Here is a 25,721-nt window from a genome sequence, read left to right as displayed (position 1 = left end):
CCGGGATTCCGCCCGGATCCGGCCGATTCGCGGCGACCGGTCCCCCCGTTCCGCCCCCCGATCGGCGTACAGTCTGCTAGGGAACGGCCGTCGGGCCGCCACGTGTGTGCCACCCCCTGTGGGCTGGCACACCACCCTGGCCGCCGCGTTCGCCTCCGCCGCTCCACCCGCCCCGTGGAAGGTCGCATGAAGCTCACCCTCGTCACCGGCTTGACCGGCCTGATACTGCTGGCCACGATCGTCGAGCTGCTGCGCCGCCGCCAGCTCCGCGAGAAGTACGGCATGCTCTGGCTCGGCGTCCTGGTGATCGTCATCCCGCTGTCGCTCTTCCCCCGCCTGCTGGACAACGTCGCCGAACTGCTCGGCGTCGCCTCCGGCGTGAGCCTGGTGCTCTTCCTCGGCATCGTCTTCCTGCTGCTGGTCTGCGTGCACCTCAGCTGGGAGGTCAGCGCCCTGGAGGAAGAAACCCGCACCCTTGCAGAAGACTTCGCCCTGCTCCGCGCCGAGATCGAGGCGGACCGGGCGGCCCGAGACGAACTGGTGTCGCACGATGGTTAACGGCAAGCGGGTCCTGATCATCATCCCGGCGCTCAACGAGTCCGGCTCGATCGCCGAGGTGGTCGGCGAGGTCCGTGGCGAGTTGCCGGGCGTCGACGTACTCGTCGTCGACGACGGCTCCACCGACCGCACCGCCGCCGTGGCCGCCGCTGCCGGCGCCCGGGTCGCGAAACTTCCGTACAACCTTGGTGTCGGCGGTGCCATGCGGTTGGGCTACCGGTTCGCGCGGGACCACGACTACGACGTGGCAATCCAGATCGACGCGGACGGCCAGCACGATCCCCGGTACGTGCCGAAGCTCGTCGACCTGCTCGACGAGACGGACCTGGTGATCGGCGCCCGGTTCGCCGGCGAGGGCGACTACAGCGTCCGAGGCCCCCGCCGCTGGGCGATGGTCATGCTCTCCGGCGTGCTGTCCCGGGTGGCCCGCACCAAGCTCACCGACACCACCTCCGGGTTCCGGGCCGCCAACCGGCGGGTCATCGACATGTTCGCCACCTGGTATCCGGTGGAGTACCTGGGCGACACAGTCGAGACGCTCGTGCACACCGCCCGGCGCGGCTACACCATCCGCCAGGTGCCGGTGGCCATGCGCAAGCGGATGGCGGGCACCCCCAGCCACTCGCCGGCCAAGGCGATGATCTACCTCGGCCGCGCCTTCGCCGTACTCACGTTGGCGCTCATCCGCAGGTGATCCGGCGGCTTCTGAGTCTGGTCCCACCGGGCACCCTCGCCGTCGGCGCGGGCCTGGCCCTGCTGGGGCTCGCCTCCTACGTCCACCTGGCTGTCGCCGGCCACAGCCTCACCAAGGCGGACTACTCGTCGCTGTCGGTGCTCTGGTCGATCGTCTTCACCCTGGGCATCGGCCTGTTCATGCCCGTCGAGCAGGAGGTCGCCCGGCTCGTGGCCGGGCGGCACAGCCAGGGCCTGCCCCCCGGGCCGGTGCTGGCCCGGGGGGCCGCCCTGGCCCTCGGTCTGCTCGTGGCCATCGTCGCGCTGATCATCGCCGCCCGGGGGCCGCTCACCGACCGGTTCTTCGCCGGCGACAGCCGCATGGTCACCGTGCTGATCGGGTCGCTCGCCGCGCTCGCCGTCGCGCACACCACCCGCGGTGTGCTCTCCGGCCTGCAACTGTTCCCCTGGTACGGCACCCAACTCGGCGTCGACGGCGGCCTGCGCATCGCCCTCGTGGCAGTGCTCGGCCTGACCGGGGTCACCTCCCCCGTGTGGTTCGGCGCGGTGCTGATCGTCGCCCCGCTGGTCGGGGTGGCACTCACCGCCCCGCCGGTGCTGCGGGCCATCGGCGGCGGCGTCCCGGTGGCCTGGGCGCCGTTCCTGCGCGGCCTCGGCCTGCTCATCGTGTCCAGCCTGCTCTCCCAGGTCGTTGTCAACATCGGCGTGATCAACGTCAAGGTGCTGGACCCGTCCGACGTCGCCACCGCCGGTGCGCTGCTCTCCGCGCTCGTCCTGGTCCGGATCCCGCTGTTCGTCTTCGCCTCGTTGCAGGCATCCCTGCTGCCCGGTCTCGCCACCACCGCCACCACCGGCGACCGCGTCGGCTTCCACAGCCTTCTGCGCCGGGCACTGGGGGTGGTCACCGCACTCGGCCTCGCCGGCGGCGTGGTCGCCGTACTGCTCGGCCCGTGGCTGGTGCAGACCCTCTTCGACGCGCCGGCCGTCCTGGGCCACGGTGACTTCGCCTGGCTCGCGGTCGCCACCCTCGCCTACCTGTGGGCGATGGTCCTCGGTCAGGGGCTGCTCGCCCTCGACCGGCACCGCGCGCAGGCAGCCGCGTGGGCAGTGGGCGTGGCAGCGCTCGTCGTCGCCACCCTCGCCCCGGTCGCCACCACGCTGCGGGTCGAGCTCGGTTACGCCATCGGCTCCGCAGTTGTCGCCGCCACGATGATCGTCCTGCTGCGCGCCCGTACCTCCGGCCTGGGTTCCGTCCCGTCGCCCGAGGTACGGGAGGCTGTCACGCCGGGAGTGCCCGGAGGGGCATGACCCCGGTGCCGTCACGGCCTCAGACGGATGATCGACTCGCTTTCCTGCAAATCTGGGTGTCCCAGCAGGTCGGATGCCCCGATCTCCAGGAAGGCGAGTCGATCGTGGCTGGGCCTGTGCCGAGCGTGGGCGTTTGTCTGGCCTCGGCCCGGGCTGGCTTGCGCTGGACGCCGCCGGAAGGTGTATTTGGCTCGCCCAGGGACGGGGACCGGTGACGCACAGCACCGCAGCAGCGGAAACAGATACCCCCGGGGGTATGTTGGACGGAGACAGTAGCGGGGTTCGTACATACCCCCGGGGGTATCCTGGCGACGGAGGCGGGTGCGCATGGAGATGGGTCCGATCATGCTGAAGGACGCGCTGACCCGACTGAAGCGGGCGCAGGGGCAACTCGGCGCCGTGATCGCGATGATCGAGAACGGTGACGACTGCAAGCAGGTCCTCACCCAACTGGCCGCCGTGTCCAGCGCTGTCGACCGGGCGGGCTTCAAGATCATCGCCACCGGCATGCGGGAGTGCCAGGCTGCCCGCGGGCGCGGCGAGGAGCCGCCGATGAGCGAGGAAGAACTCGAAAAGCTGTTCCTGGCCCTCTCCTGACCTACGGGGACGGAGGACGACCGTGCATTCCAGGTCCCCCGGGGTATCCGCTGGCGGATGCCACCTGCGCGACAAGGGCTGAAAGAGCCGCACCAGCACGGCGAGATGGGGCACAACGGCCAACCAACCCGCCGCTGGGTGAAACGCACCGATCGACGCGGCCGCCCTCGGGGTGCCCGTCCTGGCGACCGTGTGCCCCCGCGGCGGGCTGGTCGCCGTACACCGGCTGACGACGGATCCCGGCGCAGGCGAGCCGATCGTCCGAGACCTGGCTCGCCCCGCGGCCCGGCTCGTACCGACACCGGCCGCTTACCCACTCACGGCAACCGAACGAGGAGATACGGCAGTGACTGACCTGAGCGTGGAGGTCGTGCAGACCTCGTCCCTGGGCGACCGCAGCTATCTTGCCCACGACGGCCAGGTGGCGATCGTCGTCGACCCGCAACGCGACATCGACCGTCTCCTGGCACTGGCCGGCAGCCTCGGCGTACGCATCACCCACGTCGCCGAAACCCACCTGCACAACGACTACGTCTCCGGAGGGCTCGCCCTCGCCCGGCTCACCGGCGCGACGTACCTGGTCGCGGCCGACGACGAGGTCGACTTCGAGCGGCAGCCGGTCACCGACGGCGACACGATCACGGTGTCGGAGCGGATGCGGCTGCGGGTCGTGGCCACCCCCGGACACACCTTCCACCACCTGTCCTACGTCCTCGACGGCAACGACGGCCCGATGGGTGTGTTCACCGGCGGCTCCCTGCTGTTCGGCACCACCGGCCGCACCGACCTGCTCGGCAAGCAGCACGCCCACACCCTCGCCGAGCGCCAGTACGCCTCCGCGCACCGGCTGGCCGACCTCCTGCCCGACGGCGCCCAGGTGTGGCCCACCCACGGCTTCGGCAGCTTCTGCTCCGCCGCCCAGGCCGACGCCCCCGAGTCGACAATCGGCCGGGAACGCACCGCCAACCCGGCGCTACGCCTGGAGGCCGACGACTTCGTCCAGCAGACCCTCGCCGGGCTGGACGCCTACCCGGCCTACTACGCGCACATGGGTGCCCGTAACACCGCAGGCGCCGATCTCATCGACCTCACCCCGGTCGCCGTCGCCGACCCGGCCGCGCTGGCTCAGCGGATCGCCGACGGGGAGTGGGTGGTCGACCTGCGCTCCCGCAAGGCGTTCGCGCACCGGCACCTCACCGGCACCCTCAGCTTCGGCCTCGACGGCCCGATGTCGACCTGGCTGGGTTGGATGGCACCGTGGGGCGCACCGATCACCCTGCTCGGCGACAGCGAGCAGCAGGTCGCCGACGCGCAGCGGGAACTGGCCCGCATCGGGATCGACAGGCCCGCCGCCGCGGCCACCGGCAGCCCCGAGCAGTGGGCCGCCGACGACGACACCCGACTGGCCACCCTCACCACGGCGTCCTTCGCCGACCTCGCCGCCGCCCGCGCCGGCAACCACGGCCTGCCCGCCGCCGACGTGGTGCTCGACGTACGGATGACGAACGAATGGCGCACCGAGCACATCGACGGCGTGACCCACATCCCGCTGCCCGACCTGCCGCACCGTCTCGACGACGTACCGGCCGGCACGGTGTGGGTGCACTGCGGCTCCGGTTACCGGGCGGCGATCGCCAGCAGCCTGCTGCAACGAGCCGGCCGTGAGGTCGTGCACATCGACGACTCCTACGCCGTCGCCGCTGACGCCGGCCTGCCCACCGTCCCCGGAAACTGACCCCTCCCCGAAACCGAACAGGAGCACCAGCACCACATGACCACGCCCACAAGCACCCCGGCCAGCCTCGACGTCGCCGCCCTGCAGGACCTCATCGGCACCGGCCAGGCGCCTCGACTGATCGACGTGCGTACCCCTGCCGAGTTCGAGAGCGCGCACATCCCCGGCTCCTACAACGTGCCGCTGGACCTGCTGCGCGAGCACCGCGACGAACTCCGCGCCCACCTCGACGAGCAGGTCGTGCTCGTCTGCCGCTCCGGGCAGCGCGCCGCCCAGGCCGAACAGGCCCTCGCCACTGCCGGCCTGCCGAACGTGCGGGTCCTCACCGGCGGCATGAACGCCTGGCAGGCAGCCCACGCGCCGACCACCACGGGCACGCCCCGCTGGGACCTCGAACGGCAGGTCCGCCTCGTCGCCGGCAGCATCGTCCTGGCCGCCGTGCTCGTCAGCGCCCTTGTCGAGCCGGTCAAGTGGGTCGCCGCGTTCATCGGCGCCGGCCTCACCGTCGCCGCACTCACCAACACCTGCGCCATGGGCATGATGCTCGCCAAACTCCCGTACAACAGGGGCCCCCGCACCACCGTCGACCAGGTCGTCAGGGCCCTCGCCACGGACCAGCGGTAGCACCATGCGCTGTCGGTGCAGCAGCACCCGTTCCCGGCCGACCGGCGCGGGTCGGCCGGGAGGAGGTGACGCATGATCGCTGCGATCGGGTTCGGTGCCCTCGTCGGCGTCCTGCTCGGCCTGCTCGGCGGGGGTGGTTCGATCCTGGCCGTCCCCGCCCTCGTCTACGGCGCCGGCCTCACGCTCGCCGCCGCGGTCCCCACGTCCCTGCTCGTGGTCGGCGTCTCGTCGGCCACCGCACTGCTCCCCCGGCTGCGAGCCGGCCTGGTGCGGTGGCGCCTGGCCGCCATCATCGGCGGCACGGGAGCAGCGGCGACCTTCGCCGGCGCCGCCGTCAACCGGCTCCTCGACCCCCGCGTCGTCCTCGGCGGCTTCGCCGCCCTCATGGTCGTCGCCGGCCTGCGGATGCTGCGCGACACCGACGACTCCGGAGGCGACTGCGCCCTGCCCGGCGGCGGCATCAACTGGCGTGGCTGCCTGCCCAAATCCGCCGCTGCCGGCCTCAGCGTCGGGTTCCTCACCGGACTGTTCGGCGTCGGCGGCGGCTTCCTCATCATCCCCGCGCTGGTGCTGCTGCTCGGCCTGACAATGCCGACCGCCGTCGCCACCTCACTGGCCATCATCGTCATCAACTCCGCCGCCGGTTTCGCCGCCCACCTCGGCGACGTCACCCTCGACTACGGCATCACAGTGGCCTTCACCGCAGCCGCCATCATCGGCTCGCTCGCCGCGGGCCGGCTCGCCACCCGGCTGCCCACCCACAGGCTGCAACGCGCCTTCGCCTGGCTCGTCTTCGCCGTCGCGGCGTTCGTCGCCACCCAGGCGCTCGTCAACCCCGCCCCGGCCTGATCGGCCGAAGTTCCCAGGCGGGGGTACGTGCCGCAGGACGTCCATGCTCGTCAGAGGAACGTCGGCGTAGCCCTGGGAAACGATCACCAACGCAGGCGGCAGCGCTCACCAACGGCTGGTGGCGGCAGCGCTGGCCGCCGGCAGGCGACGCAGTGCTGCCGCCACAGTGGGCAGCGCGCAGTGCTGGTGTTACTTGCCGTCGGCCGGCTTGTCCTCCAGGTCGGCGGAGCCCGCCGACGTCGTCGGCTTGTGCGGCTCGGTCGTCGGTACCGCCGGCGTGTCGGGGCCGCCCGCCTCGGCCGGCTGGTCGGTGGCGGCGACGTCACCGTCCAGCAGCGCCGTCAGGGCAGCGCCCGTGATGCGGCGGAACGTACGCCCCACCCGCTGGCGGTCCAGCACCGCCACCTCAAGCTGGTTGGCGGCGATCGTACGGGCCGCGCCGCCCTCCCCGCCGACGGCGCTCAACGCCTGCACCGCAACGCGGGCCGCCTCGGCGAGGGACATGTCCGGACGGTGCTGCGACTTCAGCACACCGGTGATCGCCTCGGCCTGGCCACCCATGGCCATCCGCCCCGGCTCGTCGTTGACCGAGCCGTCGTAGGTGAGCCGGTACAGCTCGTCCTCGTCGGCCGTCGCACCGACCTCCGCTACGCAGATCTCCACCTCGAACGGCTTCGACTGCTCCGTGAAGATCGCACCGAGGGTCTGCGCGAAGGCGTTCGCCAGCGCGCGGCCTGTGACATCACGCCGGTCGTAGCTGAGCCCGTTCAGGTCGGCCATCCGCACACCGGCCCGGCGCAGATTCTCGAACTCGTTGTAGCGGCCGACCGCCGCGAAACCGATCCGGTCGTAGATCTCGCTGACCTTGTGCAGGGCACTGGAGAGGTTCTCCGCGACGAAGAGCACGCCACCGGAGTAGCTCAGGACCACCGCGCTGCGGCCCCGAGCGATGCCCTTGCGGGCCAGCTCGGAACGGTCGCGCATGATCTGTTCGGGCGAGGCGTAGAACTGCATGGCCACGGCGGCGGTTCTCCTTACGGCGCTGTGCTGACGACTGCTGACGGGTGGGGGTGGGCGGGGCTCAACCGCCCGGGTTCTCCATCCGGCCGCTGACCACACCTTCGGCGATAGCTGCCGTCTCGGGATCGGTCAGCCGACGGGTGCCCTCGGCGGTGGCGGTCATCACCACCGGATAGATCCGGCGGGTCAGGTCCGGGCCGCCGGTCGCGGTGTCGTCGTCGGCCGCGTCGTAGAGCGCCTCGACAGCGAGCCGGGTCGCGTCCTCGACGGACAGGCCCGCCCGGAAACGCTTCTTCAGGGCCGACTTCGCGAAGAGAGAACCGGAGCCGATCGCGTCGTAGCCGGTCTCCTCGTACGGGCCGCCGGTCACGTCGAAGCTGAAGATCCGCCCGGCCTTCGCCGGGTCGGCGGCCGCCAGGTCGAAGCCGGCGAACAGCGGCACCACCGCGAGGCCCTGCATGGCAGCGCCCAGGTTGCCCCGGATCATCGACGCCAGCCGGTTGGCCTTGCCGTCGAGCGAGAGCATCGCGCCCTCGATCTTCTCGTAGTGCTCCAACTCCACCTGGAACAGTCGCATCAGCTCGATGCCGATGCCCGCGGTGCCCGCGATGCCGACAAGCGAGTACGCGTCGGCGGGGTGCACCTTCTCAATGTCACGCTGGGCGATCAGGTTGCCCATGGTGGCCCGTCGGTCGCCGGCCATCACCACGCCATCGGCGGCCGAGATGGCCACGATTGTTGTCGCGTGCGGCGCCAGGTCGGCGGCCATGCCCGGCGGCAGCGGACGCCGTCCGGGCAGCATCTCGGGGGCCACCCGACTCAGGAACGTGGTGAAGGAGGACGTCCCCGCGTTGGTGAACACATCTGGTAGACGCCCGGATGGATCAAAGCCCGCTGCCACGTGGTTCCTCTCAGGTACGTGATCGCCCTGGCCAGCCTCATGGGACTGTCACGGAACTGGCCAAGACCACCGTTGCAGTTGAAGCAGAGTATCCCGCGCACCCATCCGGTGCGATGATCGTGGTCCAGATGTTCCGGATCGGGGCGCTCACAGATGGCGCAGACGCCGCCCTGCTCCGCCAGGAGTTCCTGAAACTCCTTCTCCCCGACGCCGTACCGCCGCCGCAGGTGGTATTCGCGGTTTCCCCCGTACAGCCGCTCTTTGGCCTCTCTGGTCTTGGTGTTGTGGCAGGGCTTGCAGTAGGTGGCATAGCCGGAGGTGTCGGCGCGGTTGCGGGGGAAGGCATCAAACGGCTTGACCGCGCCGCAGGCCGGGCAATGCTTGTGCCCTTCCGGCACGACGCGACCTTCGCGCACCTCACGGTCGAACTTCGCCCTCACCCGACGCGCGTAGCTTGCCTTGGACCGCTCGTTGAAACAGAGCTTGCAGTAGCTGCCCCGCCCTGTCGGTCTCTTCGCGCTCGCACAGAACTGATCGAGTTCCTTCCATTCGCCACAATCTCGGCAGCAACGAAGGCCGTCCCGGTCATCACCTGTTCTCGCCATGTCCGAATTGACCCTATATGATCATTGACCTCCTTTTTGTACGTAGCCTCTCACGAATTCCTCGGCGTTCTCTTCGAGGACGGAGTCGATTTCGTCGAGCAGGTCGTCGACGTCCTCGGTGATCTCGGCGTGCCGCTCGGCCACCTCGGGGTTGGCCTCGGTGGTGACGTCCTCGATCTCCTCGCCCTGCCGGGACTTGCCGGACTGCGACTGGCCGCCGCTGTCATGAGTGGCCATTGCTGCCTCCTCCACGATCGTCTGCGATGAACTTACCTCGCGGGGGCGACGAAAAGCCCGCCGCGCGCCGGGTTACGGCACACGGCGGGCATCCGGACGCGGTTTCAGCCTCCGGTCAACGTCTCCAGCAGGTCCTTGGCGCTGGCGCAGCGGTCGAACAGCGCACCGACGTGCGCGCGGGTGCCCCGTTCCGGCTCCATCATCGGTACCCGGACCAGCGACTCCCGACCCACGTCGAAGATCACCGAGTCCCAGCTGGCGGCGACCACCTCGGAGGCGTACTGGGCGAGGCAGCGGCCACGGAAGTAGGCCCTGGTGTCCTCCGGCGGCTCGGTCATCGCGGTGCGGGTCTCGTCGTCGGTGAGCAGCGTCTTCATAGCCCCTCGCGAGACCAGGCGGTGGTAGAGGCCCTTCTCCGGCCGTACGTCGGAGTACTGGAGGTCGACGAGCTGGAGCTTGTGCGAGCCCCAGCCGAGCTTCTCCCGCTCGCGGTAGCCCTCCAGCAGCCGCAGCTTGGCCACCCAGTCCAGCTCGTCGGCGCAGAGCATCGGGTCCCGGCCGAGTCGGTCCAGCACGCTCTCCCACCTGTCGAGCACGTCGGCGGTCTGCTCGTCGACGTCGGTGCCGTAGCGGTCGTCGACAAAGGACCGCACCCGCTCCAGGTACGCCCATTGCAGGTCCAGCGCGGTGAGCCGGCGACCGTCGCGCAGCCGCATCAGGTGCGACAGGGAGGGGTCGTGGCTGACCGCGCGCAGCTCGCTGACCGGGTCGGCGATGCCGAGGTCGGCGGTGAGCGCCTTCTCCTCGATCATGGTGAGGATCAGCGCGGTGGTGCCGACCTTGAGGTAGGTGGAGATCTCGGAGAGGTTGGCGTCACCGATGATGACGTGCAGCCGGCGGTACTTGTCGGCGTCGGCGTGCGGCTCGTCGCGGGTGTTGATGATCGGCCGCTTGAGCGTGGTCTCCAGGCCCACCTCGACCTCGAAGAAGTCGGCACGCTGGGAGATCTGGAAGCCGCTCTGCCCGCCGTCCTGCCCGATGCCGACCCGGCCCGCGCCGCAGACGATCTGCCTGGTGACGAAGAACGGCGTCAGGTACGCCACGATGTCGGCGAACGGCGTCTGCCGGCGCATCAGGTAGTTCTCGTGGGCGCCGTAGCTCGCGCCCTTGTTGTCGGTGTTGTTCTTGTAGAGGTGGATCGGTTGGGTGCCGGGGATGGTGGCGGCCCGGCGGGACGCCTCGGCCATCACCCGCTCCCCCGCCTTGTCCCACCGCACCACGTCCCGGGGGGTGGTGACCTCGGGGGTGGAGTATTCGGGGTGGGCGTGGTCCACGTAGAGCCGGGCGCCATTTGTGAGTATCACGTTGGCCAGGCCGAGGTCCTCGTCCGCGAGAGCCTCGGCGGGGTCGTACGCGGCGCCGGAGTAGGTGAAGCCGCGGGCGTCGCGCAGCGGCGACTCCTCCTCGTAGTCCCAGCGGGCGCGCCCGCCCCGGTTGAGCTCGGGCCGGGCCCCGTAGGCGTTTACCACCTGCGACGAGGTGACCATCGGGTTGGCTCCGGCCTGGCCGGGCACGGAGATGCCGTACTCGACCTCGGTGCCCATGATCCGTCTTACGCTCATCGACCTACCCGCTTCGCTCGCCCGACCCGGTCCCCCGTCATGTCGAGCGTAGTCCGACTGTTCGGGGAGGGGGGCGCGCCGGTGCAGCCGGGTTCCCGGTGTCGCTGCTCGCGGCGTCGCGTCAGTACTTGACGATCATTGGCACGACGGTGACCCGGGCCCGCAGTTCGGGGTGCCCGGCCAGCAGCCGGTCCACGCGCCGCCGCGCCGCCGAATCGGCGACGAGCAGCCGGAGCCGTCCATCGGCCGCGCGCAGGATGTTCCTGGTGCGGTCGGGTTCGTCGAACATCGGCAGGTAGATGACCTGCTCGGTCTGCGCGGTGGTGCCCTGCAGTGCCGACAGGCAGATGGACTCGATGTAGCCGCGGTAGCCGGCGCGGTCCAGCACCACAGTGACGGTACCCGGCTGCGCCGGGTGGCGGCGGTACGCGGCGTCGCAGACCTGGGCCACTCTCGACGGTTTGTCGACGCTGTGCTGGACCCACAGCTGGGTCCAGCTCTGTTTGTCGACCACGAGCAGGCTGCCGCGCCACCCCGTGAGCCCGCAGAGGGTCACGACAGTGAGCACGGCCACGGCGGCGGCGAGCGCGGGGATCGCGGCGGCGCGGGCCGACCGGGCGGCACCGGACGGTACGGGCAGCAGCCGGACCAGCGCGGCGACGCCGACGATAAGCAGGGCGGTGGCGAGATGCACGCCCTTCATGAAGTAGTACGCCGGTTGCACACCGTCGAGGACGTTGACAAGGGCGATGGCCAGGGCGAACCCGACGGCCACCAGTACGGCGGCGAGGTGCCGGCGCCAGGCGCCCTCGGCGCGGCGTGCCTGGATCACCAGGCCGGTCAGCACGATCGGGGTGAGGCCGAGCAGTGCCCGCCACGCCTCGGCGAGTTCCGGCCCGGCCTTCGCGTCGATCGCGTCGGTCTGGCCGCCGCCGAGCACACCGACGAGCAGGGGCAGTGGCGCGAGCACGGCAGTGACCAGGGCGACGGTCAGCAGCGTCCGGCGGACCTGGAGCAGTTCCCGGCGGTGCCCGATCAGCCAGCCCAGCACCAGCAACCCGGCCGGGGGAAGGAGCAGGTAGTAGGTGAAGCCGATCCCCGTCAGCAGGGCGGCGAGCAGGACGAGTTGTTCGCGGTTGCCGGCCAGCGGGCGTACGACGAGGGCGGCCAACGCGACGGCGAGGGTGAGCCCGAGCACCTCGCTGGGGTAGCCGGCGATCAGCAGCCGGGGCATCTGGCTGCCCAGGATCAGCGCGGCGACGACGACGGTCAGCACGCCACTGTGCAGCGGGTGCAGTGGGCCGGGTAGCCGCTGGGCGGCCCAGAAAAGTGTGAGCACGAGCAGGCCGACGGTGGCGATGCACCACCATCCGTAGTGGGTGAGGCTGCTGGCCCCGCTGGGCGTGCCGGTGGCCGACCGCAGGTGTGAGTCGAGCAGGGCGGTGGTGAGGTGCCAGCCCTGTGGGTAGCGCACCAGCAGCGAGACGACCTGCTCGCGGGCGCCGGCCGGGTCGAGGAATGCGTACCCGCCGAGCCGGCCGACGGCGTCGACGAGCGCCAGGTGGCGGAAGTTGTCCTCGCCGAGGGCGAGCAGGCTGAGGCGCCCGGCGACGGTGCTGGCACGCAACCACGGCAGGGCGAGGTAGCCGACGACAGCGACCGAGGCGACGACCGGCAGCAGGTCGGCCCAGCGCGGGCGGGGCAGGGCGGGCCGTCGGCCGGTGGCCGCGGCGATGAGGGTCAGGGCGGTGAGCGCGGTGCCGCTGACCGCGACCGGGTGCAGCCCCCAGGGCCAGACCGAGAAGAGCAGACCGGCGGCGGTGGTGGCGCCGACGAGCAGCAGCGCGGCGAGCAGCAGCCGGTCGAGCAGGGTGCGGCCGCCGCGCAGCAGGCTGGCCGTGGCCAGCAGCACCAGCGGCGGCAGCAGCCACGCCAGGTGCAGAGGGTACGTCGCCGCCGGCACCAGCCAGGCCGCCGCCAGCGCGATGAGCAGCCACCGGTACGGGCGTACGGGCGGTGGGCGGTCCGGGTCGATCGCTTGGCGTGCCGACGGGTCGGTGAAGGTGAGCTGGGGCGGCACGCGGATCCTCGACGTTCAAAGAGTGGGAACGCCACAGCGTACCGACCGGATGGTTGCCGGTGGGGGCGGCACAGCGGAGCCCGGGACGCTTCTGCGTCCCGGGCTCCGCTGTGCTACCGGTGGTTCAGAGGTACTGGCCGGTGTTGCTTGCGGTCTCGATGGACCGGCCGGCCTCGGCGCCCTTGCCGCCGGAGACGAGCGTGCGGATGTAGACGATCCGCTCGCCCTTCTTGCCGGAGATGCGGGCCCAGTCGTCGGGGTTGGTGGTGTTGGGGAGGTCCTCGTTCTCGCGGAACTCGTCGACGCAGGCGTCGAGCAGGTGCTGCAGGCGCAGCCCCTTGCGACCGGAGGTGAGGAACTCCTTGATGGCCATCTTCTTGCTCCGGTCGACGATGTTCTGGATCATCGCGCCGGAGTTGAAGTCCTTGAAGTAGAGGACTTCCTTGTCACCGTTGGCGTAGGTCACTTCGAGGAAGCGGTTCTCCTCGGTTTCGGAGTACATCCGCAGCACCACGGCGTCGATCATCGCCGCGACGGTGGCCTGGGGGTCGGCTCCGTGCTCGGCGAGGTCGTCCGGGTGCAGCGGCAGCCCGGAGAGGATGTACTTGGAGAAGATGTCCTTCGCCGCTTCGGCGTCCGGCCGCTCGATCTTGATCTTCACGTCAAGCCGACCGGGGCGCAGGATCGCCGGGTCGATCATGTCTTCCCGGTTGGAGGCGCCGATGACGATGACGTTCTCCAGACCCTCCACGCCGTCGATCTCGCTGAGCAACTGCGGGACGATGGTGTTCTCCACGTCGGAGGAGACACCTGACCCACGGGTACGGAAGATCGAGTCCATCTCGTCGAAGAACACGATCACCGGGGTGCCCTCGCCGGCCTTCTCCCGAGCCCGCTGGAAGATCAGCCGGATGTGCCGCTCGGTCTCGCCGACGTACTTGTTGAGCAGCTCCGGGCCCTTGATGTTGAGGAAGAAGCTGGTGTGCTTCTCCTTGCCCTGCCGCTCGGCGATCTTCTTGGCCAGTGAGTTGGCCACCGCCTTGGCGATCAGCGTCTTCCCACAGCCGGGCGGACCGTAGAGCAGGATGCCCTTCGGCGGGCGGAGCTGGTGCTCGCGGAACAGGTCCGCGTGCAGGAACGGCAGCTCCACCGCGTCGCGGATCTGCTCGATCTGCGACTGGAGGCCACCGATGTCGCTGTAGTCGACGTCGGGCACCTCCTCCAGGACCAGCTCCTCGACCTCGCTCTTCGGGATCCGCTCGTACGCGTACGCCGAGCGGGGCTCGATCATGAGCGAGTCGCCGGCCCGGATCGCCGAGCCGATGAGCGTCTCGGCGAGGTGCACGATGCGCTCCTCGTCCGAGTGGGAGACCACAAGCGCCCGGTCACCCGGCCCGCCGCCTGGTCCCTCCAGGATCTCCTTGAGCATCACCACCTCGCCGACCCGCTCGAACCCGAACGCGTCGACGATGTTGAGCGCGTCGTTGAGCAGGACCTCCTGACCACGACGCAACTCGGCTGTGTCCAACGAGGGCGAGACCGCGACCCGCAGCTTGCGGCCGCCGGTGAACACGTCCACCGTCCCGTCCTCGTGCTTGGTTAGGAAGACGCCGTAGCCACTCGGCGGTTGCGCGAGGCGGTCGATCTCCTCCTTGAGCGTGACGATCTGCGTGCGAGCCTCCTTGAGGGTGCTCACCAGCCGGTCGTTGTTCTCGGTCAGCCGCGCCAACTGTGCCTGGGTGGCCGCCAGCCGCTCTTCGAGCTGCCGGACGTGTCGGGGGCTTTCGGTCAACTTACGCCGCACCAGAGCGAGTTCCTCCTGAAGGAACGCGACCTGCGTGGAGAGATCGTGGGCTTCCTTCTCCCACCGTGCGGCGCGCGAGTCCGCGTCGTCGCTGCGTGCTGCCACGTCCCACCTCCCCGGGGGGCTTGAACGTTCTGAGCTAACACTAGCCGCTATGAGCCCGATTCGGTCCCACGCAACACCCTCGTCACTGAACCTTGATCGCCAAGGGGTGGTCTGCCGGGCCGGTACCGGCGTTCGGGTACCGTCGGGTGGTGGCACGGGAGAACATGGGGGGTGCACCAATGGCCGAGGTCGCGACCGATCAGTTGCAGGTCTGGGTGGACCAGGATCTCTGCACGGGCGACGGGCTCTGCGTGCAGTACGCGCCGGAGGTCTTCGAGTTCGACATCGACGGCCTGGCGTACGTCAAGGGCGCCGACGGTGAACTGCGGATGACGCCGGGCAGCCGGGTCGACGTTCCCGAGCATCTGCGACTCGAAGTGATCGACTCCGCGAAGGAATGCCCGGGCGACTGCATCCACGTCGTCCGCGGTGACGGCGTCGAGGTGGCCGGCCCGGACGCCGAGGACGACTGAGTCGACCGCCGGCCGGGCCGCGTGGCCCGGCCGGGGGTACGCCTCAGAGCAGAGGCCTGCCGACCACCGAGGCGACCAGCCGGGCGAACTCCTCCAACCGGGCGATCTGCCCGGCCCCGCCGTCGTCCAGGGTCTTGCCGAAGCGCAGCGCGTCGTGCCGCGGCGTGCCGGCCATGTCCTCGCTCGGCGGCGCCTCGTCCAGCGAGGACAGCAGCAGGTAGACGTCGATGCTGTCGACCCGGATCTCGCCGCTCTCGGAGCGGTTGAGGCGTCGCCGGCAGCCCACCTCGGTCACCGTGGACACCGGCACCACCCGCAACGACGAGGTCATCGACCCCGGCGGCCCCTCCCCCGGCGGCACGTCCTCGCCGTGCCAGAGGATCAGCCGGCTGCCGTCGCAGACGACGACCTCCTGCCACACGCCGTTCACCTCGTTCACGAAGCGTTCCAGGGTGAAGCCGAGCACCGAGGCGCCGCGCAACACCCCGCCGAGCGCCTCCAGGGCGACGTCCGGGTCACGCAGGTAGGCCCGCGCCGCCGACTCCAGGTCCTGGTAGGGAGACCAGTCCGGAAACACTGCGGGAAGGTCGCCTCCGCCGTAGCCCGGTCGGCTCATGCCGCCCTCCCCCGCCCGGTGAGGCCGGCGCCCAGGTCGATCCGCCTGGTCACGCCGGCGCCCAACTCGATGGTCACGGCCGTTCCATCTCCCCCGTCGCGTCGGGCTGCGCGCCGGCCGCCTGCGCGGCTGCGGCCTGCCGGGCGGCCTCGGCCTCCCGCAGGTCCTGGCGGCGCTGCGCGTACGCCTCGGTGCCCTTGCTGGGCTTGCGGCGGCGCGGCGGCGCGGTGACGCCCGGGGCCAGCTTGCGCGCGGAGACCAGGAACGCGGTGTGCGCGATCATCCGGTGGTCCGGACGGACAGCCAGGCCCTCGGCGTGCCAGTCGCGCACCAGCGACTCCCAGGCGCGCGGCTCGGTCCAGCCGCCGCGCTCGCGCAGCGCCTCGACAAGCTCGGAGAGCTGGGGCGTGGTGGCCACGTAGCCGATGAACACGCCGCCGGGCACCAGCGCCCGCTCGACCATGTCGAGGGTCTCCCAGGGGGTGAGCATGTCCAGGATGATCCGGTCGAAGCCGGTCTCCTGGCACTGCGCCACGTCGCCGACGTGCAGCTGCCACGCCGGGTGCGGCCCGTTGAAGAACGCCTCGACGTTGCGCTTGGCGATCTGGGCGAAGTCGTCGCGCAGCTCGAACGAGTGCAGCTCGCCCTCGGTGCCGACGGCCCGCAGCAGCGAGCAACTGAGCGCGCCCGACCCAGCGCCGGCTTCGAGGACCTTAGCGCCGGGGAAGATGTCACCCATGGCGACGATCTGCGCCGAGTCCTTCGGGTAGATCACCTGGGCGCCGCGCGGCATGGACAGCACGTAGTCCGACAGCAGCGGGCGCAGCGCCAGGAAGGCGGTGCCGCCGCCGGAGGTGGTCACCACGCTGCCGTCGGGCAGCCCGATCAGCGCGTCGTGCGCCAGGATGCCGCGGTGGGTGTGGAACTCCTTGCCGGGCTCCAGCGTCACGGTGTGCATCCGCCCCTTGGGGTCGGTCAGCTGCACCCGGTCGCCGGGCCGGAACGGGCCACGGTGCACGGGTGTCAGCGTCGGGGCGGCGGCCGGGACGGTGGAGGGAATTGCGGTCACGATGTCATCTTCCGGTTGGGTTCGAGGAGCTGCGCCAGATCCGCGATGTGCAGAACGCCGACGACATCTTCGCCTGCCGTCACGACGTACTGCGCGCCCGGGTGGGTCTGCACGGCCTCGATCACCCGCTCCCCGTCCAGCCCGACCGGAAGGGTGGGAAGCGTGCCCAGGGACCGGGCGACGGCGTCCACCGCCAACCAGGGTCGACGCTCGGCGGGTACGGCCGCGGCGGCGGCCGGGTCGACGAGCGCGACCGGGCGGCCTGTGGAGTCGGTGACCAGCAGCGCGGCTGCCGGCTGCCCGCCCTCGGCACGGCGGCGTTGCGCCTCGGACAGCGGCGTGCCGGTGGCCACCGGCCAGACCGGTCGCGCCAGCCGGGACAGGTCGATGAGCGGGAACCGGCGGCTCACCCGGGCGGACCGGATCGACTGCCCGGCGCCCCGCCAGAGGGTGAGGGCGACAAGGAGCATCAGTGGGAGCGCCAGGGGTGCCAGGAAGTCGGCCAGGGTGAGCAGCAGGACCAGGCCGGCGGTGCCGACGGCGACCACACGCCCCGCCCAGCCGGCGACTTCGGTGCCGCGGTGCCGGTCGCTTGTCAGGCCCCACACGGCGGCGCGCAGCGCCCGGCCGCCGTCCAGCGGCAAGCCGGGCAGGATGTTGAACAGCGCGACGATGACGTTGCTCAGCGCGAGCTGGAAGGCGAGCTGGTGGGCGACAGTGCCCTGGGGCAGGGCGAGGGTCGCGGCCACCGCGAGGACGCCGAGCACCGCGGAGACCGCCGGGCCGGCAAGCGAGACGAGCAGGTCGATCCGGGGCGTCGGGGCGTCGCGGTCCATCTCGGTGTACCCGCCGAGGAGTTCCAGGGTGATCCCGCGCACACCGATGCCGTAGCGCCGGGCGGTGAGCGCGTGGCCCAGCTCGTGCAGCAGCACCGAGCCGAGCAGTGACACCACGAACCCGAAGCCGATCAGGTAGCCGCTGATCTGCGGCAGGTCCAGCTGTCGGCGGGCGAATTCGGCGTAGAGCACGGCGACCAGCACGGCGAGCAGGAGCATCGAGACGTTGAGGTGCAGCGGGACCCCTAACACCCGGCCCACGCTCAGGCCGGGACGCCGGTCGGGCCGGTCGGGACGGCGCGCCGGCCGAGATGTCTGCTCCATCGCCACGATGCTACGGACCGGCCGTACGCGGGGCGGGCGGCGGTCGGTGTCATACGGGTGCCCTACCCTTTGCGCACATGACGGCGGAACCGGTCACCAGCCCCAAGCCCCCCTCCCCGGCACAGACGCCGCCGACGGTGCGGGCCTCGCTGTCCCCCTCGCGGGCGGCGGACTTCAAGACGTGCCCGTTGCTCTACCGTTTCCGCAGCATCGACCGTCTGCCCGAGCGGACGACCATCGAGCAGGCCCGCGGCACCCTCGTGCACGCCGTGCTGGAGCGGTTGTTCGACCTGCCCGCGTCGGGCCGCACCCCGGCCGCGGCCGGGGACCTGGTGGCCCCCCAGTGGGACCGGCTGGTCACCGAGCAGCCGGAGCTGGCAGCGATCTTCGACGGCGCGGAGCCCGCCGGCCCTGTGGAGTTCCTACGCTCGGCGGCAGGGCTGCTTGAGGGTTACTTCGCGGTGGAGGACCCGACCCGGCTGGAGCCCGCCGAGCGGGAGAGCCTGATCTCGGCGGTTGTCGACGACGAGCTGCTGATCCGTGGCTACCTGGACCGCCTGGACGTCGCACCGGACGGCGCACTGCGGGTGGTCGACTACAAGACCGGTGGTGCCCCGCGGGAGGCGTTCGAGGCGCGGGCGCTGTTCCAGCTGAAGTTCTACGCCCTGGTGCTGTGGCGCACCCGGGGGGTGGTGCCCAAGGTGCTGCGGCTGCTCTACCTGCGCGACGCCGAGGTGTTGGATTACGCGCCCGACGCCGACGAGCTGGTCCGCTTCGAACGCACTGTGGTGGCGCTGTGGCGGGCCATCGAGCAGGCCACCGAGCGGCAGGACTTCCGGCCCCGGCCGAGCCGGCTCTGCGACTGGTGCAGCCATCAGGCCCTGTGCCCCAGCTTCGGGGGGACGCCGCCGCCGTTCCCGGTCGCGGGGCCCGGTGCCGATCCCCTGCGCGACGCCCGGTCCCGTCCGGTGGCACCGGGCGCCGACGACTGAGGTTCGAGGGCGCGGGCCGGTTATCCGGCGTCCACGCTCGCGGTGAAGGCGAGAAGGGCCTTGGCCAGTTCCTCCGGGGCCTCCATTGCGGCGTAGTGGCCGACGCCGTCCAGTGTCACCGACCTGACGTCGGTCGACGTCGCCTGGGACATGGTGGCGGCGGTGAAGGCACCGCCGCCCGCGCCGATCGCCAACACGGGCACGTTCAGACCGCGGGTCTGTGCGAGGGTCGTGATCTCAGGGCCCTCCCGCAGCATCGACTGGTAGAGGCCTATCGCACCGCGCCAGCCCTCCGGGCGTGCGTAGGTGCGCGCGAACTCGTCGATGTCGACGTCGGTGATCGCTCCGGGGATCGCGGTCATCGCCGGGAAGGCGTACTGGCCGAGGAACTCACGTTCACGGCCGGCGAGCAGCAGCTCGGGGATGCCGGGCGCGGCGAGGACGCCGATGTGCCAGGCGCCGCCGTGGGTGATGTCGGCAAGCATCTCGAGGCCGAATCCGGGCAGGCCCATCTCGATGGCGGTGAAGGTGAGCACGTCCTCCGGGTAGGTGGTGGCCAGGCGGAAGACCGTCGCCCCGCTGATGTCCTGCCCGGTGAGGTGGACGGGGCCGACGTGGAGGTGCGCGATCAGCTGGTGCAGGTCCTCTGCCGAGGTCGTGCTGTCGTACTCGCCCGGCCGGTTGTCCGAGTCACCGAAGCCGCGCAGGTCGACGGCGAAGACGCGGTGGTTGACCGCGAGCAGCGGGATGAGCTTCCGGAAGGTCCACCAGGTCTCGGGGAAGCCGTGGACCAGCAGGATCGGGGATCCGCTGGTTCCCGCGGCCACGTAGTGCAGGGTGGTTCCGTTGACCTCGACGGTGTGGTGGGTGATCCCCGGCACCGTGGGGCCAGCTGGTGTGACGGTCATGCCACTCCTCAATTAGACAGCCTAGGTGACCAATAATAGGCAGCCAGGCTGTCTTTCTGCCACTGTCGTAGCCTTCTTGCATGCCTGGCTCTGGTGCGGAACTCGCGCGACTGCTTCTCGGGGGCTTCCGCACGCTCACGGACGCCGTCATCGTCGAGTTGGCCCGACGCGGCTACGAGGACGTCCGCCCCGTTCACGAGTTCGCCATGCGGGCCATCACCGCCGGTGCCGACAGCGCCTCGGAACTGGGCCGCCACTTGTCGATCTCCAAGCAGTCCGCCGCGAAGACCATCGCGGTGCTGCAGGAACGCGGATATGTGACCCGCGACAAGGACCCTCTCGACGCCCGCCGCAAGCGCCTTCAGGTCACCGCACTGGGCTTCACGGTGCTGCGGCAAGGAGAAGCGATCTTCGACGAGCTACGCGATCAGTGGGAGCAGCAGATCGGCACCGCCGAGCTTGAGGTATTCGAGCGGCACCTGACCGCGCTGGTGGGAACCCGGCCCACGCGCTTCGACACACTGGGCCAGCTCACCCGTGACCTCGGCGAGACGGGATGACCGAGCGGGTGGCTCCGGCGCGGCCGGTGCGGATCCTGATCGCCGACGACCAGCCGTTGCTGCGCACCGGGTTCCGGATGGTGCTGGGCGCCGAGCACGACCTGGACGTGGTGGCCGAGGCCGGCGACGGTGTGGAGGCGGTGGAGCTGTCCCGCCGGCTGCTGCCCGACGTGGTGCTGATGGACGTCCGGATGCCCCGGATGGACGGGATCGCCGCGACCCGGGCCATCGTCGATTCCCGGCTGCCCGTCCGGGTGCTGGTGCTGACGACGTTCGACCTGGACGAGTACGTGGTGGGCGCGGTGCGCGCCGGTGCCAGCGGGTTCCTGGCAAAGGACGTGCCCGCCGAGGAGTTGATCGCGGCCATCCGCACGGTGGCCGGCGGGGACGCGGTGGTGGCGCCCCGGATCCTGCGGCGGCTGCTGGACCGCTTCGCCGACCTGCTGCCCGACCCGACGGCAACCCCGTCGGCGGCGCTCAGCCCGCTCACCGAGCGGGAGCGTGAGGTCCTCGTGCAGGTGGCACACGGGTTGTCGAACGCCGAGATCGCCGCGGCGCTGTCGGTGAGCGAGACGACAATCAAGACACACGTCGGGCACGTGTTGACCAAGCTGGGTCTGCGTGACCGGGTGCAGGCGGTGGTGCTGGCGTACGAGTCGGGGTTGGTCCGACCCCGGGCGTAGCCGCCGTTCGGTGACTACGCCGCTCGGCGTACCAGAGGATCACACCGTGGGGGGACGGCCCGGTTGCCGTGGTCACATACCGTGACCGGAGACGGCCCGGCGCGGTTGACCCTCCTGTGACGTGAGGCGGAAGGCTCGACTGCGGCGGTGGGAAACCGCTCGACCGGCCGTCGGGTCAGGGGCAACCCTGACCCGGCATGGGGGTGCACCCTCAGCCGGAAATCCGCTCCGGGTCCGCCCACGGGCGGACAGGATCGGCGTGACAGGCGCCGAGAATGGAGCTGCCGCGCCGGACCATCGGGGGGCGGCGCGGTGTTTGACAGACGGAAACAGACGGAAGAGGTAGATGACGTGACCGCGACGGTAGGCCAGCAGGCGCAGGCCGCGGCCCGGGCGAACGACGTGTGGAAGGTGTACGGCAGCGGCGAGGCTCAGGTCATCGCCCTGCGGGGGGTCAGCGCGGAGTTCGAACGGAGCCAGTTCACCGCGATCATGGGTCCGTCGGGTTCCGGCAAGTCGACGCTGATGCACTGCCTGGCGGGCCTGGACTCGGTGACCCGGGGGACTGTGGCGATCGGCGAGACCACTGTCACCGGCCTGGGCGACTCGGGGCTGACGAAGCTGCGCCGGGACAAGGTGGGGTTCATCTTCCAGCAGTTCAACCTGCTGCCCACGCTCACCGCCAAGGAGAACATCCTGCTGCCGCTGTCGATCGCCGGGCGTAAGCCCGACCCGGCCTGGTACGACACGGTGATCGACACGGTCGGTCTGCGGGACCGGCTGGATCACCGGCCGGCGCAGCTCTCCGGCGGCCAGCAGCAGCGTGTGGCGTGCGCGCGTGCGCTCGTCTCCCGCCCCGAGGTGATCTTCGCCGACGAGCCGACCGGCAACCTCGACTCGCGCTCCGGCGCGGAGGTGCTGGCGTTCCTGCGCAACTCGGTCCGCGAGCACGGGCAGACCATCGTGATGGTCACCCACGACCCGACGGCCGCCGCGTACGCCGACCGGGTGGTCTTCCTCGCCGACGGGCAGATCGTCTCGGAACTGATCGAGCCGACGGCCGAGACGGTGCTGGACACCATGAAGAAGCTTGACACTCCCGCCGAGGTGGGCAACTGATGTTCCGGGCGACACTGAAGAGTCTGCTGGCCCGCAAGGTCCGGCTGATCCTGTCCGGGCTGGCGGTGGTGCTCGGCGTGATGTTCGTCTCGGGTGCCTTCGTGCTCACCGACACGCTGGGCCGCTCCTTCGACTCGACCTTCGCCGACGCCTATTCGGAAATCGACGTGAACGTCGCGGCGAAACCGAAGGTGGATGTCGACGAGTTCGAGGGCGAACAGACCGCCAATCCGCTGCCGGCCTCCGTGGTGGAGCAGGTCAAGCAGGTGCCGGGGGTGGCGTCGGCGACCGGCGTCGTCGCTGCCGACGGCGCCCGGATCATCGGCAGCAACGGCAAGGTGGTGACCTCGTTCGGTCCGCCGCAGCTGGGCGAAAACTGGATCGGCGAGAGCGAGCTGCTGCGACTGCGTGAGGGGCGCGCGCCGCAGGCCGACGACGAGATCGTCATCAACAAGGCCCTTGCCACATCGGCGAAGGTGCAGGTCGGCCAGAAGGTCGGCGTGCTCACCGCGTTCGAGTCGAAGAAGCGGGACTTCACGCTTGTCGGCATCTTCGGTTACAGCGGTGACCGGGACTCGATCGGTGGCGCCAACGAGGTCTTCTTCACCACGCCCGTGGCGCAGCGGCTGATGCTCGGCGAGCCGGACGTGTTCAGCAGCGTCACCGTGCGCGCTGCCGGTGGGGTTTCCGACGAGAAGCTGCGCGACGACCTGGCCGGTGCCCTCGGCGCCAACTTCCAGGTGAAGACCGGCGAGCAACTGGCCGCGGACGCCGCGGACGGCCTGAAGGAGGGTCTGTCCTTCTTCAACAAGATCCTGCTCGGCTTCGCCGCGGTGGCGCTGCTGGTGGGCACCTTCCTGATCCTCAACACCTTCTCGATCATCGTCGCGCAGCGGACCCGGGAGTTGGCGCTGATGCGCGCCATCGGGGCAAGTGGCCGGCAGATCATCGGCTCGGTGGTGCTGGAGGCGATAGCCGTGGGGCTGATCGCCTCGGTGCTCGGCCTGGCCGCCGGCATCGGCGTGGGCGCGCTGCTGGCGTTCCTGTTCGGCAAGCTGGCCGGTGGTCTCGCCCTGGCCGGCGTCGGTGTGCCCGCGTCGGCGGTGATCGGTTCGTTCGCCGTCGGCCTGGTGATCACCGTGGTGGCGGCGCTGCTGCCGGCGCTGCGGGCGTCCCGGATTCCGCCGATCGCCGCCATGCAGGACGTGGCCACACCGGACCGGCCGTTGACCAAGGTCACCGTGGCCGGGTCGGTGGTCACCGGGATCGGCGCCGTGCTGCTCTTCCTCGGGCTCAGCGGCAACGCCGGCGGCCAGACACTGACCACCATCCTGGGCGGGGTGCTGTTCGCCTTCATCGGGGTGGCGCTGCTGACCCCGCTGCTCAGCCGGCCGGTCGTGGGCCTGCTCGGGGCGATCTTCTCCTGGTCGGTGCCGGGCAAGCTGGGCCGGCTGAACTCCGGGCGCAACCCGCGCCGCACCGCGATCACAGCCGCCGCGCTGATGGTCGGCATCGCGCTCGTCACAGGCGTCACGGTGATCCTCGACTCGGCCAAGGGCAGCATCGGGGCGCTCGCCCAGGACAACATCAAGGCCGAGCTGGTGATCGCCGGGAGCCAGGGCGGCCCGCGCCCGCCGAGTTTCGACCCGGCGGTGCTGGACCAGGCCAAGACTCTGCCCGGCGTGCAGCTGGTCACCGGCGAGTACGGCGACATGGCGAAGATCAACGGCGAGAGCACCTGGGTCGGGGCCAGCAGCGACATCGCGTCGCTGCGGCAGATCTTCAGCGCCAAGCCCACCGCCGGTGACATCGACCGGCTCGGGCCGACGCAGATGCTCGCCAGTTCCGACACTGCCGCCTCGCGTGGCTGGTCGGTGGGTTCGACGGTCGACGTGCAGTTGACCCGGGGCGAGGCGCGGACGTACACGATCAGCGGCATCTACGAGTCGGGGCAGCTGTTGAACCCTGTGGTGCTTCCGGCGACGGCGGCGAAGGACTTCGCGATCCCGCAGCCCTTCCAGGGGTACATCCAGCTGGCGCCCGGCACCGCTGTGGCCGACGTACAGCCGCAGGTGGAGTCGCTGCTCGCGGACAGCCCCGAGGTGTCGGTGGCTGACCGGAACGCGTTCATCGAGCAGCAGACCAGCCAGCTCGACGGGCTGCTCACGATGATCCAGATCCTGCTGGCGCTGGCCATCGTGATCGCCGTGCTGGGCATCATCAACACCCTGGCGCTGTCGGTGCTGGAGCGGACCCGCGAGCTGGGCCTGCTGCGGGCGATCGGCCTGCGCCGTGGGCAGACCATGGCCATGATCACTGTCGAGGCGGTGGTGATCTCGGTGTTCGGCGCGCTGCTGGGCGTGGTGGTCGGCACCGGTCTCGGCGCCGCCGTGGTCGAGGCGCTCAAGGACGACGGGATCACCGACCTGATCCTGCCGTGGGGGCAGATGGGTGTCTTCCTCGGCCTCGCCGCGATCATCGGGGTGGTGGCCGCGGTGCTACCCGCCGTTCGCGCGGCCCGGATCAACGTCCTGGGCGCCATCGCCCACGACTGACCGGCAACAGCAGAGGCCCCCGATCGGATCGCGATCGGGGGCCTCCGCTGTTGCGGTCAGGGTTCTCCTGACGTCTGAATCAGCCGGTCGCGCCGGCTCGGTCGGAGAGCAGCCCGGCGAGCACGTCCAGGTCCACGCCGGTCAGGCTCTCCACCTGGTGTACGCCGGCCGTGTCGGGCAGGGGCGCCTCGGGTACGGCAAGCACCGCCGCGCCGGAGGCGAGCGCGCTTGCCACGCCGGTCGCCGAGTCCTCGATAGCCACGCACCGCCCGATCGGCACGTCGAGCAGTCGAGCCGCCGTCAGGTACGGCTCGGGGTGGGGCTTGGCGGCCACCACCTCGTCGCCGCAGACCACCGCGTCGAAGTTGTTCCGACCGAGGGTGTCCAGGGCGATCTCGACAAGCGCCCGGCCGCTGGAGGTGACGAGCGCCGTGGGGATGCCCGCCGCGCGGACGGCGCCCAGCAGGGCGAACGCGCCCGGCTGCCAGCGCAGCCCGGTGCGGAACAGCTCCAGGATCCGGGCGTTGATCCACGCCGCGCTGATCTCCGCGTCCCGCTCGGGCTGGCCCAGGTCGTCGTGCAGGATGCGCATCGACTCGGCCATGCTGGTGCCGGTGATCGACCGGCGGGCGTCCTCGGAGAGTTCACCGCCGTACTCGCGGGCCAACTCCTGGAGCGCGACGTCCCACAGCTTCTCGCTGTCGACGAGCGTGCCGTCCATGTCGAAGAGCACGGCGGCGGGGTGATGGCTGCTCAGTGGGTCCTCCAGGGTCGTGGGCGACACCGGCGATCCTGCCAGGGCCGGTCGCGGCCGGTGCTGGCGGCGGACGCCGAGGTGACCCGGTTAA

Annotated in this window: 25 protein-coding genes; 13 read left to right on the top strand and 12 right to left on the bottom strand. The window is 70.8% G+C overall.

The genetic code is table 11. The features are described 5' to 3' along the window. The first annotated feature begins 186 nt into the window (after window positions 1–186). From ACPXB1_RS18755 to ACPXB1_RS18725, 7 genes are all read left to right on the top strand, one after another. Window positions 187–558 (top strand): DUF2304 domain-containing protein, encoded by a 372-nt coding sequence (locus tag ACPXB1_RS18755; RefSeq protein ID WP_355594673.1) that lies wholly within the window; start codon window positions 187–189, stop codon window positions 556–558. Further along, window positions 551–1,252: a glycosyltransferase family 2 protein gene (locus ACPXB1_RS18750; protein ID WP_355594675.1), complete on the top strand. Its 702-nt coding sequence runs from the start codon at window positions 551–553 to the stop codon at window positions 1,250–1,252. Before ACPXB1_RS18755 ends, ACPXB1_RS18750 begins: the two co-directional genes overlap by 8 nt. Continuing rightward, window positions 1,249–2,559, top strand: a complete 1,311-nt coding sequence (locus tag ACPXB1_RS18745) for a polysaccharide biosynthesis protein (protein ID WP_355594677.1) — start codon at window positions 1,249–1,251, stop codon at window positions 2,557–2,559. The genes ACPXB1_RS18750 and ACPXB1_RS18745 overlap by 4 nt, the downstream gene beginning before the upstream one ends. Window positions 2,560–2,904: 345 nt before the next feature. Then, entirely contained in the window at window positions 2,905–3,156 is a 252-nt protein-coding gene (locus tag ACPXB1_RS18740; protein WP_387132521.1) for a metal-sensitive transcriptional regulator, read from the top strand. A 346-nt stretch (window positions 3,157–3,502) separates the two neighbouring features. Next, a complete protein-coding gene (locus ACPXB1_RS18735; protein ID WP_425735582.1) occupies window positions 3,503–4,891 on the top strand; it encodes an MBL fold metallo-hydrolase in 1,389 nt (462 codons plus the stop codon). A 36-nt stretch (window positions 4,892–4,927) separates the two neighbouring features. Next, window positions 4,928–5,515 carry a rhodanese-like domain-containing protein gene (locus ACPXB1_RS18730; RefSeq protein WP_355594683.1) on the top strand — a complete coding sequence of 196 codons (588 nt, stop codon included), beginning with the start codon at window positions 4,928–4,930 and terminating at the stop codon, window positions 5,513–5,515. Window positions 5,516–5,587: 72 nt separating this feature from the next. Then, a complete protein-coding gene (locus ACPXB1_RS18725; RefSeq protein ID WP_355594685.1) occupies window positions 5,588–6,364 on the top strand; it encodes a sulfite exporter TauE/SafE family protein in 777 nt (258 codons plus the stop codon). A gap of 189 nt (window positions 6,365–6,553) precedes the next feature. Here the strand turns inward: ACPXB1_RS18725 and prcA are convergent, their stop codons facing one another. The 7 genes from prcA to arc form a co-directional block, all read right to left on the bottom strand. After that, the gene (prcA, locus tag ACPXB1_RS18720) at window positions 6,554–7,384 is read right to left on the bottom strand and encodes a proteasome subunit alpha (protein ID WP_377666387.1); all 831 of its coding nucleotides are present in this window, start codon (window positions 7,382–7,384) and stop codon (window positions 6,554–6,556) included. 61 nt (window positions 7,385–7,445) lie between these two features. Then, window positions 7,446–8,285 (bottom strand): proteasome subunit beta, encoded by an 840-nt coding sequence (gene prcB, locus ACPXB1_RS18715; RefSeq protein ID WP_197281689.1) that lies wholly within the window; start codon window positions 8,283–8,285, stop codon window positions 7,446–7,448. Beyond that, window positions 8,204–8,725, bottom strand: coding sequence for an endonuclease VII domain-containing protein (locus ACPXB1_RS18710; RefSeq protein ID WP_425735581.1), 522 nt, complete (start codon window positions 8,723–8,725; stop codon window positions 8,204–8,206). The genes prcB and ACPXB1_RS18710 overlap by 82 nt, the downstream gene beginning before the upstream one ends. A 186-nt stretch (window positions 8,726–8,911) precedes the next feature. Then, window positions 8,912–9,127, bottom strand: a complete 216-nt coding sequence (locus tag ACPXB1_RS18705; protein WP_030332902.1) for a ubiquitin-like protein Pup — start codon at window positions 9,125–9,127, stop codon at window positions 8,912–8,914. A 104-nt stretch (window positions 9,128–9,231) separates the two neighbouring features. After that, window positions 9,232–10,749 carry a depupylase/deamidase Dop gene (gene dop, locus ACPXB1_RS18700; protein WP_377666393.1) on the bottom strand — a complete coding sequence of 506 codons (1,518 nt, stop codon included), beginning with the start codon at window positions 10,747–10,749 and terminating at the stop codon, window positions 9,232–9,234. Window positions 10,750–10,870: 121 nt separating this feature from the next. Further along, window positions 10,871–12,829, bottom strand: coding sequence for a hypothetical protein (locus ACPXB1_RS18695; RefSeq protein WP_355594691.1), 1,959 nt, complete (start codon window positions 12,827–12,829; stop codon window positions 10,871–10,873). A 124-nt stretch (window positions 12,830–12,953) separates the two neighbouring features. Further along, window positions 12,954–14,738, bottom strand: a complete 1,785-nt coding sequence (gene arc / locus ACPXB1_RS18690) for a proteasome ATPase (protein WP_355594693.1) — start codon at window positions 14,736–14,738, stop codon at window positions 12,954–12,956. A 179-nt stretch (window positions 14,739–14,917) separates the two neighbouring features. On the opposite strand from arc, the gene ACPXB1_RS18685 reads away from it, so the two are divergent. After that, window positions 14,918–15,211, top strand: coding sequence for a ferredoxin (locus tag ACPXB1_RS18685; protein WP_355594695.1), 294 nt, complete (start codon window positions 14,918–14,920; stop codon window positions 15,209–15,211). 43 nt (window positions 15,212–15,254) lie between these two features. Here the strand turns inward: ACPXB1_RS18685 and ACPXB1_RS18680 are convergent, their stop codons facing one another. From ACPXB1_RS18680 to ACPXB1_RS18670, 3 genes are all read right to left on the bottom strand, one after another. Next, window positions 15,255–15,827, bottom strand: a complete 573-nt coding sequence (locus ACPXB1_RS18680; protein ID WP_053661352.1) for a hypothetical protein — start codon at window positions 15,825–15,827, stop codon at window positions 15,255–15,257. A 73-nt stretch (window positions 15,828–15,900) separates the two neighbouring features. After that, window positions 15,901–16,896: a tRNA (adenine-N1)-methyltransferase gene (locus ACPXB1_RS18675; RefSeq protein WP_053661354.1), complete on the bottom strand. Its 996-nt coding sequence runs from the start codon at window positions 16,894–16,896 to the stop codon at window positions 15,901–15,903. Further along, a complete protein-coding gene (locus tag ACPXB1_RS18670; RefSeq protein ID WP_355594809.1) occupies window positions 16,893–17,984 on the bottom strand; it encodes a M50 family metallopeptidase in 1,092 nt (363 codons plus the stop codon). Before ACPXB1_RS18670 ends, ACPXB1_RS18675 begins: the two co-directional genes overlap by 4 nt. 149 nt (window positions 17,985–18,133) lie before the next feature. Between ACPXB1_RS18670 and ACPXB1_RS18665 the strand changes: the two genes are divergently transcribed. Further along, window positions 18,134–19,048, top strand: coding sequence for a RecB family exonuclease (locus tag ACPXB1_RS18665; protein ID WP_355594697.1), 915 nt, complete (start codon window positions 18,134–18,136; stop codon window positions 19,046–19,048). Between the two features lie 20 nt (window positions 19,049–19,068). Here ACPXB1_RS18665 and ACPXB1_RS18660 read toward each other — a convergent pair whose 3' ends face one another. After that, window positions 19,069–19,956, bottom strand: a complete 888-nt coding sequence (locus ACPXB1_RS18660; protein ID WP_425735580.1) for an alpha/beta fold hydrolase — start codon at window positions 19,954–19,956, stop codon at window positions 19,069–19,071. 80 nt (window positions 19,957–20,036) lie between these two features. Between ACPXB1_RS18660 and ACPXB1_RS18655 the strand changes: the two genes are divergently transcribed. The 4 genes from ACPXB1_RS18655 to ACPXB1_RS18640 all read left to right on the top strand — a co-directional run bounded on the left by ACPXB1_RS18655 (window position 20,037) and on the right by ACPXB1_RS18640 (window position 24,873). Then, window positions 20,037–20,516: a MarR family winged helix-turn-helix transcriptional regulator gene (locus tag ACPXB1_RS18655; RefSeq protein WP_425735579.1), complete on the top strand. Its 480-nt coding sequence runs from the start codon at window positions 20,037–20,039 to the stop codon at window positions 20,514–20,516. Further along, complete coding sequence (locus ACPXB1_RS18650; protein WP_355594703.1) at window positions 20,513–21,199, top strand: response regulator transcription factor; 687 nt, start codon at window positions 20,513–20,515, stop codon at window positions 21,197–21,199. Before ACPXB1_RS18655 ends, ACPXB1_RS18650 begins: the two co-directional genes overlap by 4 nt. A 351-nt stretch (window positions 21,200–21,550) precedes the next feature. Continuing rightward, window positions 21,551–22,318 carry an ABC transporter ATP-binding protein gene (locus tag ACPXB1_RS18645; protein WP_355594705.1) on the top strand — a complete coding sequence of 256 codons (768 nt, stop codon included), beginning with the start codon at window positions 21,551–21,553 and terminating at the stop codon, window positions 22,316–22,318. Next, on the top strand, window positions 22,318–24,873 hold the full coding sequence (locus ACPXB1_RS18640; RefSeq protein WP_355594707.1) for an ABC transporter permease: 2,556 nt from the start codon (window positions 22,318–22,320) through the stop codon (window positions 24,871–24,873). Before ACPXB1_RS18645 ends, ACPXB1_RS18640 begins: the two co-directional genes overlap by 1 nt. A 79-nt stretch (window positions 24,874–24,952) precedes the next feature. Here ACPXB1_RS18640 and ACPXB1_RS18635 read toward each other — a convergent pair whose 3' ends face one another. Next, complete coding sequence (locus ACPXB1_RS18635; RefSeq protein WP_355594811.1) at window positions 24,953–25,606, bottom strand: HAD family hydrolase; 654 nt, start codon at window positions 25,604–25,606, stop codon at window positions 24,953–24,955. Window positions 25,607–25,721: the final 115 nt, after the last annotated feature.

It is taken from the genome of Micromonospora sp. DT68 (assembly GCF_049847245.1).
Classification (GTDB): domain Bacteria; phylum Actinomycetota; class Actinomycetes; order Mycobacteriales; family Micromonosporaceae; genus Micromonospora; species Micromonospora profundi.
Note: the sequence above shows the minus strand (reverse complement) of the source record. Positions and strands in the feature narration are given on the sequence as shown.